Origin of the sequence: Bradyrhizobium sp. 159 (assembly GCF_023073795.1) — a bacterium.
GTDB lineage: Bacteria > Pseudomonadota > Alphaproteobacteria > Rhizobiales > Xanthobacteraceae > Bradyrhizobium.
Map to the genome: position 1 here is coordinate 103,069 of NZ_JADPKE010000041.1, position 12,690 is coordinate 115,758.

General features: G+C 65.3%; 9 protein-coding genes. 5 read left to right on the forward strand and 4 right to left on the reverse strand.

What is annotated here, in order from left to right:
* Nucleotides 1-78: 78 nt before the first annotated feature.
* Nucleotides 79-2,553, reverse strand: a complete 2,475-nt coding sequence (hrpB, locus tag IVA96_RS09580; protein WP_247276411.1) for an ATP-dependent helicase HrpB — start codon at nucleotides 2,551-2,553, stop codon at nucleotides 79-81.
* Between the two features lie 184 nt (nucleotides 2,554-2,737).
* Nucleotides 2,738-4,054 carry a UDP-glucose/GDP-mannose dehydrogenase family protein gene (locus tag IVA96_RS09585; protein ID WP_247276410.1) on the reverse strand — a complete coding sequence of 439 codons (1,317 nt, stop codon included), beginning with the start codon at nucleotides 4,052-4,054 and terminating at the stop codon, nucleotides 2,738-2,740.
* Nucleotides 4,055-4,248: 194 nt separating this feature from the next.
* On the opposite strand from IVA96_RS09585, the gene IVA96_RS09590 reads away from it, so the two are divergent.
* From IVA96_RS09590 to IVA96_RS09600, 3 genes are all read left to right on the forward strand, one after another.
* Nucleotides 4,249-5,319 carry an acyltransferase family protein gene (locus IVA96_RS09590; RefSeq protein WP_247276409.1) on the forward strand — a complete coding sequence of 357 codons (1,071 nt, stop codon included), beginning with the start codon at nucleotides 4,249-4,251 and terminating at the stop codon, nucleotides 5,317-5,319.
* A gap of 226 nt (nucleotides 5,320-5,545) precedes the next feature.
* On the forward strand, nucleotides 5,546-8,626 hold the full coding sequence (gene polA / locus IVA96_RS09595; RefSeq protein WP_247276408.1) for a DNA polymerase I: 3,081 nt from the start codon (nucleotides 5,546-5,548) through the stop codon (nucleotides 8,624-8,626).
* Between the two features lie 355 nt (nucleotides 8,627-8,981).
* Nucleotides 8,982-9,617, forward strand: coding sequence for a LysE family translocator (locus IVA96_RS09600; protein WP_247276407.1), 636 nt, complete (start codon nucleotides 8,982-8,984; stop codon nucleotides 9,615-9,617).
* A 174-nt stretch (nucleotides 9,618-9,791) separates the two neighbouring features.
* Here IVA96_RS09600 and IVA96_RS09605 read toward each other — a convergent pair whose 3' ends face one another.
* Nucleotides 9,792-10,418 (reverse strand): glutathione S-transferase family protein, encoded by a 627-nt coding sequence (locus IVA96_RS09605; protein ID WP_247276406.1) that lies wholly within the window; start codon nucleotides 10,416-10,418, stop codon nucleotides 9,792-9,794.
* Between the two features lie 174 nt (nucleotides 10,419-10,592).
* On the opposite strand from IVA96_RS09605, the gene pyrE reads away from it, so the two are divergent.
* The gene (pyrE, locus tag IVA96_RS09610) at nucleotides 10,593-11,156 is read left to right on the forward strand and encodes an orotate phosphoribosyltransferase (RefSeq protein WP_027575142.1); all 564 of its coding nucleotides are present in this window, start codon (nucleotides 10,593-10,595) and stop codon (nucleotides 11,154-11,156) included.
* A gap of 249 nt (nucleotides 11,157-11,405) precedes the next feature.
* Nucleotides 11,406-12,179, forward strand: coding sequence for a DUF2865 domain-containing protein (locus IVA96_RS09615; protein ID WP_247276405.1), 774 nt, complete (start codon nucleotides 11,406-11,408; stop codon nucleotides 12,177-12,179).
* A gap of 22 nt (nucleotides 12,180-12,201) precedes the next feature.
* Here the strand turns inward: IVA96_RS09615 and IVA96_RS09620 are convergent, their stop codons facing one another.
* Nucleotides 12,202-12,633: a hypothetical protein gene (locus IVA96_RS09620; RefSeq protein WP_247276404.1), complete on the reverse strand. Its 432-nt coding sequence runs from the start codon at nucleotides 12,631-12,633 to the stop codon at nucleotides 12,202-12,204.
* Between the last annotated feature and the right edge of the window lie 57 nt (nucleotides 12,634-12,690).

Sequence of the window (12,690 nt, forward strand, 5' to 3'; positions counted from 1 at the left end):
GCGTCTCGAAGGATGGCCCAAGGCGAACAATCTTCAACTGCGATAGCCCTGCCGCCTGCGGAAGAGGGAGAAGACATCTCACGTCCCACGCGGCTTCGCCCGCCTTGTCGGCAGCGCGCTGGCCGGATCATCCGGCCAGGGATGGCGCGGGTAGCGGCCGCGCAGGTCGGAGCGTACCGCATTGTAGCTGCCGCGCCAGAAGCCGGGAAGGTCGCGCGTCACCTGCACCGGGCGCTGCGCCGGTGACAGCAATTCCAGCACCAACGGCACCTTGCCGGCGGCGATCGAGGGATGGGTTTTGAGGCCGAACAATTCCTGCAGCCGCACCGCGATGGTCGGCCCTTGCTCGGCCTCGTAATCGATTGCCAGCATGGTGCCAGTTGGCGCCTCGAAATGTGTTGGCGCCTCGCGGTCGAGCCGCGTGCGCATGTCCCACGGCAGCAGCGCCATCAGCGCATCGGAGAGATCGCCGGCGGAAACATCCTTGAGCGCGGTCTTGTCATAGAGCGCCGGCACCAGCCATTCGTCGCGCCGCGCGACCAATCCATCGTCCGACAGGTCAGGCCAGCTCTCGCCCTCGGCCTTGCGCAGGAACATCACCCGATCGCGCCACTGCTTGGCGGCTTTTGACCAGGGCAGCCGGTCGAGGCCGGCGGCGATCAGGCCATCCGCGAAGATGCGCGCCGTTTCCTCCGCGGGCGACACGGCAAGCGTCGCCTCGGAGAGCGTGATCGCGTGCAGCGCGCGCTTGCGCCGCGCCCGCAACGCCATCGCGCCGCGATCGAAGAATATCTCGTCGGTGCTCTCGATATGCGAAGCGAAATGCCGCTCGATCTCGTCCTGCGTGATCTGCGCGGCAAGCAGAATGCGTCCGCTCGCCGCCGTTCCCGTCATTTCGCCGATTGCGATGTAAGGCGCGCGGGCCAGCGAAGAGGTCTGCTCGACGGAAGCGCCGCGGCCGTTGGCCAGCACGAAACTGCCATTGCCACGGTTGCGCGCGACACGATCCGGAAAGGCATAGGCGAGCATCAGGCCGGTCGAAAGTTCCTCCTGCTGCCCCGCTGTCTCCGATGCCGCCACCTGCGAGGCCCAGCGCCGCGCCAGGTCGCGCGCGCTCGCGGCACGCGGCGAGCGGTCGCGGCGGAACTGGTCGCGCCGGTGCTCGAGATCGACGCTGTCGCCGCCGAGCCCACGCTCGGTGATGATGGCCGCGATCTCGGCAGCCGCCTCGCCGCTGCCGGCGCGATGCGAATCCACGATCATGCGCGCCAGCCGCGGCGGCAGCGCCAGCGCGCGCAGGCTCCTGCCCTCCGCGGTGATGCGGCCGTCGCCATCGAGCGCGTTGAGCTCCAAGAGCAGGCTCTTGGCTTCCTTCCAGGCCGGCTGCGGCGGCGGATCGAGGAACGACAGCGCTGCAGGATCGGCAACGCCCCATTGCGCGAGATCGAGCACCAGCGACGACAGATCGGCGCTGAGGATTTCCGGCTGGGTATAAGGCGCGAGCGAAGCCGTCTGCGGCTCGTCCCAGAGGCGGTAGCAAACGCCGGGCTCGGTGCGGCCGGCGCGGCCGCGGCGCTGGTCCACCGCCGCGCGCGAGGCGCGCACGGTCTCGAGCCGGGTCAGCCCGATGTCGGGCTCGTAGCGCGGCACGCGGGCGAGACCGGAATCGACGACGATACGCACGCCCTCGATGGTGAGCGAGGTCTCGGCGATCGATGTCGCCAGCACCACCTTGCGTATGCCCTTGGGCGCCGGCGCGATGGCGCGGTCCTGCACGGCGGCATCGAGCGCACCGAACAGCGGCACGATCTCGATCGAAGCGTCCTGCACGCGTTCGGCGAGAAAGCTCTGAGTGCGGCGGATTTCGGCGGCGCCGGGGAAGAACGCCAGCACCGAACCGCTATCGGCGCGCAGTGCCGATGCGATCGCGTCGGCCATCTGCCGCTCTAGCGGCGCGTCCGCTTTGCGGCCGAGATAGCGGGTCTCGACCGGAAAGGCGCGGCCCTCGCTCTCGACGACGGGCGCCTCGCCGAGCAATCTTGCCACGCGCGCGCCATCGAGCGTGGCCGACATCACGAGGATACGGAGATCCTCGCGCAGGCCGGTTTGCGCATCGCGCGCCAGCGCCAGGCCCATGTCGGCATCGAGCGAGCGTTCGTGGAATTCGTCGAACAGGATCGCGGCAACGCCCGAAAGCTCGGGGTCATCGAGGATCTGACGGGTGAAGATGCCTTCGGTCACGACTTCGATGCGCGTGGCGCGCGAGATCTTGGAGCCAAAGCGGACCCGATAGCCGACGGTCTCGCCAGCGCGCTCGCCAAGCGATTTGGCCATGCGGTCGGCACTAGCGCGGGCGGCGATGCGGCGCGGCTCCAGCACGATGATCTTCTTATCCTTGGCCCAGGGCGCATCCAGCAGCGCCAGCGGCACCCGCGTGGTCTTGCCCGCACCCGGCGGCGCCACCAGCACGGCCGCGTTATGCGCCTCCAGCGTGCGCGAGAGGTCATCGAGCACGGCATCGATCGGGAGGGGCGTGTCGAAGCTGCGGGGCAAGTATCTATCCGTTCGTCGTGCCCGGGGGTTGGTCCCGTGCATCCACATCATTGGACTAGAAAACAGACGTGGATGGCCGGGACCCGGCTCCGCGAATGCTTCGCCGGGCTTACAGAATCGGGCCGACGAAGCCTAGGCGAAGACGGCAAGCCCAGCCATGACGGAATTATTTGGCGGCAGATCGTCAGCCCTGAACCGACGGGCGGCCGATGCTCTCGTACACGAAGCCGGCGGCTTCCATGTCCTCGGGGCGGTAGATGTTGCGGAGATCGACGACCACGGGCTTTGCCATGGTCGCCTTCAGCCGGTCGAGATCGAGCGCGCGGAACTGCACCCATTCGGTGACGATGACGAGCGCATCGGCGCCTTGCGCGCAGGAATAGGCATCCTCGCAATAGGTGATGTTGGGCAGCTCACTCTTGGCCTGCTCCATGCCGACGGGATCGAACGCCTTGACGCTCGCGCCCATGTCGATCAGGCCGGTGACCAGCGGGATCGAGGGCGCATCGCGCATGTCGTCGGTATCAGGCTTGAAGGTGAGGCCGAGCACCGCGATGGTCTTGCCGCGCAGCGAGCCGCCGAGCGCCTGGCTCACTTTGCGCGCCATCGCGCGTTTGCGGTTCTCGTTGACCGCGAGCACGGATTCGACGATGCGCAGGGACACGTCATAGTCCTGCGCGATCTTGATCAGCGCCTTGGTGTCCTTCGGAAAGCACGAGCCGCCGAAGCCGGGGCCAGCATGCAGGAATTTGGTGCCGATGCGGTTGTCCAGGCCAATGCCGCGCGCGACCTCCTGGACGTTGGCGCCGGCCCTTTCCGACAGATCGGCGATCTCGTTGATGAACGTGATCTTGGTCGCCAGGAACGCGTTGGCGGCGTATTTGATCATCTCGGCGGTGCGGCGCGCAGTGAACATCAACGGCGCCTGGTTCAGCGATAGCGGGCGGTAGATGTCGCCCATCAGCTTGCGGCCACGCTCGTCGGAGGTACCGACTACGACGCGGTCGGGGAATTTGAAGTCGCGGATCGCCGCGCCTTCGCGCAGGAATTCGGGGTTGGAGGCGACCACGACGTCGGCTGACGGATTGGCCTCGCGGATGATGCGCTCGACTTCATCGCCGGTGCCGACCGGAACGGTCGACTTCGTCACCACGACGGTGAAGCCGGTGAGCGACTGCGCGATCTCACGAGCGGCGGCGTAGACGTAGGAAAGGTCAGCGTGCCCATCACCACGACGCGAGGGCGTGCCGACCGCGATGAACACGGCATCGGCCTCCGCGACCGGTTTGGACAGATCGGTGGTGAAGTCCAACCGCTTGGCTTTCACATTGTTCGCCACCAGCTCGTCCAGCCCGGGCTCGTAAATTGGGATTTCGCCGCGATGAAGCGCCGCGATCTTCTTCTCGTCCTTGTCGACGCAGGTGACGTCGTGACCGAAATCCGCAAAGCAGGCCCCGGACACCAATCCCACATAGCCCGTGCCGATCATCGCGATGCGCATGAAAATCCCTGTCTTAGATTGGTTAATGAAACCCCGACGCGGGGCGGTTTAGCATTTTCCCGAGGCGAGGGAAGAGTCCGCATGCAAAAAAGCGGCACGGGAATTGAACCGGTAAAGAAGTCTGAAACCGCAAGGCGCCACACTGCCCCGCTGACAGACGGAGAGCGGCGGAACACGCCTCAAAAAGGGACACCATGGCACGATCAGGCACAATCGCTGCAGGCGGCCGTTCCAAGCCCCCTTCTGCCGCGCGTGTCGACTGGGTCGACTACGCCAAGGGCATCTGCATCGTCATGGTGGTGATGATGCATTCGGTGCTCGGGGTTGAGCTCGCCGCTGGCCAGACAGGCTTCATGCATGTCGCCGTCGCCTTCGCAAAGCCGTTCCGGATGCCGGATTTCTTCCTGATTTCGGGCCTGTTCCTGGCCCTGGTGATCGATCGGGACTGGCGAACCTATCTCGACCGCAAGGTGGTGCATTTCGCCTATTTCTATGTCGTCTGGGTGACAATCCAGTTCGGCTTCAAGGCGCCGGCCTTCGCGGCGGAAACGAGCTGGCGCGAGGTTGGCCTCTTGTACCTCGAATCCTTCATCGAGCCGTTCGGCACGCTCTGGTTCATCTATCTCCTGCCGATCTTCTTCGTCGTCACGAAACTGACACGCAAAATCCCGCCGCTCGCGATCTGGCTCGCCGCCGCGGCACTGGAGACGGCACGCATCACGACCGGCTGGACCGTCATCGACGAGTTCTGCGCGCGCTTTGTCTATTTCTATTCGGGCTATCTGTTCGCGCCTCACGTGTTCGCGCTGTCGGATCGCGCCCGCAGCCATCCCATCCTTGCGCTTGCAGCGCTCGCGAGCTGGGCCTTGGTCAATGCCGGCCTCGTCGGGCATGGGGCCAGCGAATGGAAGATCGTCTCGCTCGTGCTCGGCTTCGCCGGCGCTTGCGCCATCATCACGATCGGCACGCTGCTCGCGCGCGCGCAGTGGCTGAACTTTCTCCGCTTCTGCGGCGAGCATTCGATCGTGATCTATCTCGCCTTCTTCCTGCCGATGGCGGCGACGCGGACGCTGCTGCTGCGCACGGGCGTCATTGGCGACATCGGCACGGTGTCGCTGATCGTCACGGTTCTCGGCGTGCTCGGGGCACTCGCGATCTGGCAGTTTGCGCTGCGGCTCCATGCGCACTTCCTGTTCGAGCGGCCCGATGCGTTCTGGCTCGCGCCGAAGAAAAAAGCCGGGGCGGTGTTGCAGGCGGCGGAATAGCGGTCATGCCACGCGGGGGCGGGGCATCCAGTATTCCACAGGCATCAGTCGGATACGGAAAAGCCGCGGCGCACTGGATTGCATGATTGTGTCGCCATCCTCCTCAAGGATGGGGCGCCGGCGGCCTCCCGATTACTGGATGGGTCCTGTGAGACCGTGGGGATAGCGAGCCAAAAATCCGCCTCCCAAGGCTGTCAAAGCCCGCAAAAGCTCATACATTGCGGCCATGCCCAAGACATCCCCGAAGACCACCGTCATAGCTGACACCAAGGCCGCGCCAAAGGCGGCCGCCGAGAGCAAATCCGCTGCTGCCAAAGCTGCTGCCAAGCCGGTCGCGGCGAAGGCGGCCGGCAAGGGTGACCATGTCTTCCTGGTCGACGGTTCCTCCTACATCTTCCGCGCCTATCACGCGCTGCCGCCGCTGAACCGCAAGTCCGACGGCCTCCAGGTCAATGCCGTGCTCGGCTTCTGCAACATGCTGTGGAAGCTGTTGCGCGAGATGCCCGAGGACAACCGGCCGACGCATCTGGCGATCATCTTCGACAAGTCTGAAATCACTTTCCGCAACAAGATCTATCCCGACTACAAGGCGCACCGGCCCCCGGCACCTGATGATCTGATCCCGCAATTCTCACTGATCCGCGAGGCCGTGCGCGCCTTCGACCTGCCCTGCCTGGAACAGGTGGGGTTCGAGGCCGACGATCTGATCGCGACCTATGTGCGGCAGGCCTGCGAGCGCGGCGCGAGCGCGACCATCGTGTCCTCCGACAAGGACCTGATGCAGCTCGTCACCGATTGCGTCACGATGTACGACACCATGAAGGATCGCCGCATCGGCATATCAGAGGTGATCGAGAAGTTTGGTGTGCCGCCGAACAAGGTGGTCGAGGTGCAGGCGCTCGCGGGCGATTCGACCGATAACGTGCCCGGCGTGCCCGGCATCGGCATCAAGACCGCGGCGCAACTGATCACCGAATATGGCGACCTCGACCAATTGTTGTTCCGCGCCGGCGAGATCAAGCAGCCCAAGCGGCGCGAGGCGCTGCTCGAGAATGCGGAGAAGGCGCGCATCTCGCGGCAGCTCGTGCTGCTCGACGACAAGGTGGACCTCGATGTGCCACTCGACGACCTCGCCGTCCACGAGCCGGATGCACGCAAGCTGATCGCCTTCCTGAAGGCGATGGAATTCACGACGCTGACGCGGCGCGTCGCCGAATATTCTCAGATCGATCCCGCCAATGTCGATGCCGATCCCGGCTATACGAGCGGCGCCAGCGTGTTCTCGCCGTTGCCGCCCTCGGACGTCGTGCCCGCGCCGGGCACCGGCACGCCGGCACAAGCGGCTCCCGGCCAACGCAATAAATCGGCGAGCAAGGAGGACAAGGCCGCAAGCCAGAAGGGTGCCCCGATCTCGCTGGCCGCCGCGCGCGAAGAGGCGCTGCGCAAGCTTCCGGTCGACCGCAGCAAGTATCAGGCGATCAAGACGCTCCAGGAGCTCAACGCCTTTATCGCCCGCATCCATGACGCCGGCCACGTCGCGATCGAGACGAGAGCCAACTCCATCGATCCCATGCAGGCCGATCTCTGCGGCATCGCGCTGGCGGTGGCGCCGAACGAGGCCTGTTATGTGCCACTGGCGCACAAGCAATCCGGCGGTGGTGCCGGCCTGTTCGACGCGGGTCTGGCACCCGACCAGATCAAGCACATTGATGCCATCGAAGCGCTGCGGCCGGTGCTGGAATCATCAGGCATCCTCAAGGTCGGCTTCGACGTCAAATTCACCGCCGTGATGCTGGCGCAGCACGGAATCACCCTGCGCAACATCGACGATGCGCAGCTCATCTCCTACGTGCTCGACGCCGGCCGTGGCTCGCATGCGATCGAGCAGCTCGCCGAGCGTTGGTTCGGCCATGCCATGCTGAAGGAGAGCGAGCTGCTCGGCAGCGGCAAGGGCAAGATCACTTTCGACCAGGTGACGATCGACAAGGCCGCGCCGCTCTCGGCGGAAGCCGCCGATATCGCCCTGCGAGTCTGGCGCGTGCTGAAGCCGCGTCTCGTCGCCGAGCACATGACCACCGTCTACGAGACGCTGGAACGGCCGCTGGTGTCCGTGCTCGCGCGCATGGAGCGGCGCGGCATCTCGATCGACCGCCAGGTGCTGTCGCGGTTGTCGGGCGAATTCGCCCAGACCGCGGCGCGGGTCGAGGCCGAGATCCAGGAGATTGCGGGCGAGCCGGTCAATGTCGGCAGCCCCAAGCAGATCGGGGACATCCTGTTCGGCAAGATGGGACTGCCCGGGGGCTCCAAGACAAAGACCGGCGCGTGGTCGACAACCGCCCAGGTGCTCGACGAGCTCGCCGAGCAGGGCCACGACTTCCCGAAGAAGATCCTGGAGTGGCGCCAGGTCTCGAAACTGAAATCGACCTACACCGATGCGCTGCCGACCTACGTCAATCCGCAGACCCACCGCGTCCACACCACCTACGCGCTGGCCGCGACTACGACCGGCCGGTTGTCTTCGAACGAGCCGAACTTGCAGAACATCCCGGTGCGCACCGAGGACGGCCGCAAGATCCGCCGGGCCTTCGTCGCGACGCCCGGACACAAGCTGGTCTCCGCCGACTATTCGCAGATCGAGCTGCGGCTGCTGGCCGAGATCGCCGACATTCCCGTGCTGAAGCAGGCGTTCCGCGACGAGCTCGACATTCACGCCATGACGGCGTCGGAAATGTTCGGCGTGCCGATCAAGGGCATGCCAAGCGAAATCCGCCGCCGAGCCAAAGCGATCAATTTCGGCATCATCTACGGCATCTCCGCGTTCGGCCTCGCCAACCAGCTCGGCATCGCGCGCGAGGAAGCGGCCGCCTACATTAAGAAATACTTCGAGCGCTTCCCCGGCATCCGCGCCTATATGGACGAGACGCGCGACTTCTGCCGCAGCCACGGCTACGTCACCACGCTGTTCGGCCGCAAATGCCACTATCCGGATATCAAGGCCTCCAATGCCTCGGTGCGCGCCTTCAACGAGCGCGCCGCGATCAACGCGCGGCTCCAGGGCACCGCTGCTGACATCATTCGCCGCGCCATGACGCGGGTGGAGGACGCGCTGGCAGAGAAGAAGCTCTCGGCGCAGATGCTGCTCCAGGTGCACGACGAACTGATCTTCGAGGTGCCGGACGACGAGGTCGAGGCGACGCTGCCGGTGGTGCAGCACGTGATGCAGGACGCGCCCTTCCCGGCGGTGCTGCTATCAGTGCCGCTGCATGTCGATGCGCGGGCAGCGACGAACTGGGACGAGGCGCATTGAGCTCTTCCCAACCTCTCCTTGTTGGCGGCAGAGCGATCGCATATCACTTTGGAGGCGGCTGAGCGCACGCCTCGTCCTTTGAGACGACCGCCGCGCGGTCTCCTCGGGATGAGGCTAAGCAGCGTCGGTACGCGTTGAAACTGCTGTCGCACAGTTGCTCCTCATCCTGAGGGCCCGCCAAAGGCGGGCGTCTCGAAGGATGGCGGCAAACGCAGAGTCTGTGACAGTCCTGCCCCTTGCTGGAAGAGGGAGCAAAGAGAGCGCGCCCCGCCTCGATTGTCCTCCGAGCAATTGCGCAATGGCCTCGCGTCGGCGCGCATATTAGAACCGTGCCGTCCTTCGCACCGGTCGCCCCATGCCCCACACACCCGCCCTGCTCGGCTTTGCCCTCGTTTGCCTTGGTCTCGTGCTCACGCCCGGGCCGAACATGATCTACCTGATCTCGCGCTCGATCACGCAAGGGCCGACGGCGGGCATTATCTCACTCGGCGGCGTGGCGCTGGGTTTCGTGTTCTACATGCTGTGCGCGGCTTTCGGCATCACGGCGCTGCTGCTCGCGATTCCCTTCGCCTATGACGCGCTGCGCTTCGCCGGCGCCGGCTATCTGCTGTGGCTCGCCTGGCAGGCGGTGAAGCCGGGCGGACGCTCGCCGTTCCAGGTCAGGAAGCTCGCGATCGACAGCCCGCGCAAATTGTTCGCGATGGGCTTCGTCACCAACCTGCTCAACCCGAAGATCGCGATGCTGTATCTGGCGCTGCTGCCGCAGTTCATCGATCCCACCGCCGGCAGCGTGCTGGCGCAGTCGGTGGTGTTAGGGGCGATCCAGATCGCAATCAGCGTGAGCGTGAATGCGATGATCGCGCTCGCGGCCGGATCGATTGCGCTGTTCCTCGCAACTCGGCCGAGCTGGATGCTGGTGCAGCGCTGGCTGATGGGCACGGTGCTGGCCGGGCTCGCTGTGCGGATGGCGGTCGAGGCGAAGAAGGTGTGAGATTTCTGACCCTCTCCTGGAGGGGGAGGGTCGGCTCACATTGAGCGCAGCGAAATGTGAGACGGGGTGGGTGATCTCTCCCCACGAGGACGGTTCGATGCGGAGGGACCTTCACCCACCCCGCTCGCGCTACGCGCGATCGACCTCCCCTTCGAGGGGAGGGTAAGAGAAAGATCAATCCAGCTTCGCCTCCATCCCGCGCTTCACGGCGGGCCGTGCCATCAGCGCGTCGTACCAGCGCTTGACGTTGGGGAAGTCGGCGAGGTCCACCTTGTGGCGAGGATGGCGCCAGGCCCAGCCCAGGATGGCAAAATCGGCAACCGAGAGGTCGCCGGCGACGAAGTCGCGGCCCACCAGCCGGCGGTCGAGCACGCCATAGAGCCGGCGCGTCTCCGCCATGAAGCGCTTGAGGCCATAGGCGCGGTCCTGCTCGTTTTCGAGCGCGATGAAATGGTGCACCTGTCCGGGCATCGGGCCGAAACCGCCCATCTGCCACATCAGCCATTCATAGACGGGGATGCGCCCGCCAAGCGATTTCGGCAGGAATTTGCCGGTCTTTTCGCCGAGATAGAGCAGGATGGCGCCGGATTCGAAGATGCTGACGGGCTTGCCGTCGGGACCCTCGGGGTCGACGATCGCGGGGATCTTGTTATTGGGGGAGAGCTTCAGGAACTCCGTGGCCATCTGCTCGCCCTTGGTGATGTTCACCGGGATCACCTTGTAAGGCAGCCCCATCTCCTCCAGCGCGACCGAGATCTTGCGGCCGTTCGGCGTGTTCCAGGTGTGCAGTTCGATGGTCATGCCTTGCTTCCTTGCCGCTGACAGGTTCGGCCCTCACCTACTCCAGAAGGTTGCACCCCCACAACCGGCGGACCGGGATAGCCGATCTCTGTTGACGGGGGACGCCCCCTCTGGAATGTGGCGGCGGTCGCGGATAAATTCCGCCTCCTCCAAAAATGCTTCCGAGGGACCGCCGTGTCGAAATCAGCCTCCCGCGCCCGCCTGTTCGAAATCATCCGCCGGCGTTCCTTCGGCCGCGGCGAGGTGACGCTCGCGTCGGGCCGCAAGAGCGATTTCTACTTCAACTTGAAGCCGACCATGCTCGACCCCGAGGGCGCGACGCTGCTCGCCGAGCTCACCTACGAGGCGCTGAAGGACGACCAGCTCGATTTCATCGGGGGGCTCGAGATGGGCGCGGTGCCGCTCGCCGGGGCGCTGGCGCAGATCTCCTGGATCAAAGGCCATCCGATCGCGGCATTCTTCGTGCGCAAGAAACCGAAGGAGCACGGCGCCAAGCTCGCGATCGAGGGCCTGCCCAAGGGCGAGACCCTGGCCGGCAAGCGCGTCGTGATCGTCGAGGACGTCACCACCACCGGCGGCTCGGCGATGAAGGCGGTGGAATCCGTGCGCGAGACCGGCGCCAATGTGGTGCTGGTGCTGACCATGGTCGACCGCGAGGAAGGCGCCACCGACACGTTCGGTGCAGCCGGCCTGCCGTTCCGCTCGCTGTACAAGGCATCCGAGTTCTTGAAGGCTTGAGGCCGCGAAACAGCCCTGGCCGTCATGTCCGGGCGTGGCCCGGAAGCAACGATTTGTCGGAAGCTGTGCCCGGCCTCAAAGAGGTCAGGGCCTCGACTTGAAACCGCCTCCGCTCAACTGCTCATTTACCATCCCGCTTTATGGTGAATCATGTGCCAAGACCTCGCTGGTCTCGGCTGATTCAGTAGCGTCGGGTGGAGCAGCGCGTTGCGTACAATCTCGTCCCATGCGCGCCGGCGGCGTCGCGCGATGCTTGTAGCCGCCAGCCTTGGCGCTCCGCTGCTCGCGGCGCCGTCCCCGGTTGCGGCCGAAGGGCTGTTCGATTTCTTCTTCGGCGGCATGCGGCAACAGCGCCCGCAGCGCGAGGTGCCGCAGCAGGCGGGCTCCTACGCCGATCCCTTCACCGGCCAGCAGAATGCCGCAACTCCGCAATACGTGCCGCCAACCCGTTCGGCGGCGGCCGGCGGCTCCGGCCCGGCCTTCTGCGTGCGCAGCTGCGATGGTAAATATTTCCCGCTGATGCGCGGACTCGCCTCGCCTGCCCAGATGTGTCAGGCGTTCTGTCCTGCCAGTGCGACGAAGGTTTATTTCGGCTCCTCGATCGAGGGTGCCGCGTCGCAGACCGGCGAGCGCTACACCGAAAGTGAGAACGCGTTCGCCTATCGCAAGGCGCTGCGCGCCGACTGCACCTGCAACGGCCGCGAGCCGGTCGGCCTCGCCCCGGTCGATCTCGCGCTGGATTCATCGCTGAAAGCCGGGGACGTGATTGCCACGGCCGACGGCCTCGTTGCCTATACCGGCATCCGTGTCGGCAACGATCAGGCTGCGGACTTCACCCCGGTTGCCTCCTATCCCGGCCTCACCGCACAGGTCCGCGCGCGGCTCGGCGAGATGAAGGTGGCACCGGTGCGGGCCGAGACCGTCGCGGCGGATGCCCCGGCTGCAGAGATCGTGCGCGAGGCGCTGCCTGACGTCACGGTGCCGAAGACGCAAAAACCGGCGAAGCGGGCGGGGTTGGATTAGTGGAATGACGGCAACTGAGCCGTCACCTCCCGATGATCACCCCGATCACATTCGGCGCCGCCAGATATTTCTCCTCGATCGCGGTGCGCGCAGCGGCGCGGTTTTCCGGCGTGAGGAGGCCGCGCTTCTCGGCCAGGATCATCCAGCAAAAGCCCCACCAATCGGTCAGCATGCCCTGATCGTCGACGAGGTCATAACCCTGCTCGGCCGCGAAGATGCGCGCATGCGCTTCGTCCAGCGTGTCGAGGAACAGATGGTCGTCGGTCGAAAACAGCTCGTCGCTGATATCGTCGATGGTGTAGCCCCAGATCGACTGGCACACCGCATTGAACTCGCGGTCGAACTGGTCGTCATCGATCCTCTGGCGCCGCGCCGCCCGATGCAGAAGCGACAGCGAGCGCGCGAAATCGGCGATCCGGGTGAGGGCAAATTGATCGAAGGCAATGGTGGACATGTAGTCCTCGCAAAGTCTGACGGACGCTAGATATTGTGTCGGCACGATGCCGAATCA

What these genes read in the sequence shown, in the direction of transcription:
- IVA96_RS09585 (WP_247276410.1), bottom strand. Translation starts at nt 4,054, where the DNA reads ATGCGCATCGCGATGATCGGCACGGGCTATGTGGGATTGGTGTCCGGG.
- IVA96_RS09590 (WP_247276409.1), top strand. Translation starts at nt 4,249, where the DNA reads ATGGCACGATCAGGCACAATCGCTGCAGGCGGCCGTTCCAAGCCCCCT.
- polA (WP_247276408.1), top strand. Translation starts at nt 5,546, where the DNA reads ATGCCCAAGACATCCCCGAAGACCACCGTCATAGCTGACACCAAGGCC.
- IVA96_RS09600 (WP_247276407.1), top strand. Translation starts at nt 8,982, where the DNA reads ATGCCCCACACACCCGCCCTGCTCGGCTTTGCCCTCGTTTGCCTTGGT.
- IVA96_RS09605 (WP_247276406.1), bottom strand. Translation starts at nt 10,418, where the DNA reads ATGACCATCGAACTGCACACCTGGAACACGCCGAACGGCCGCAAGATC.
- IVA96_RS09615 (WP_247276405.1), top strand. Translation starts at nt 11,406, where the DNA reads ATGCTTGTAGCCGCCAGCCTTGGCGCTCCGCTGCTCGCGGCGCCGTCC.
- IVA96_RS09620 (WP_247276404.1), bottom strand. Translation starts at nt 12,633, where the DNA reads ATGTCCACCATTGCCTTCGATCAATTTGCCCTCACCCGGATCGCCGAT.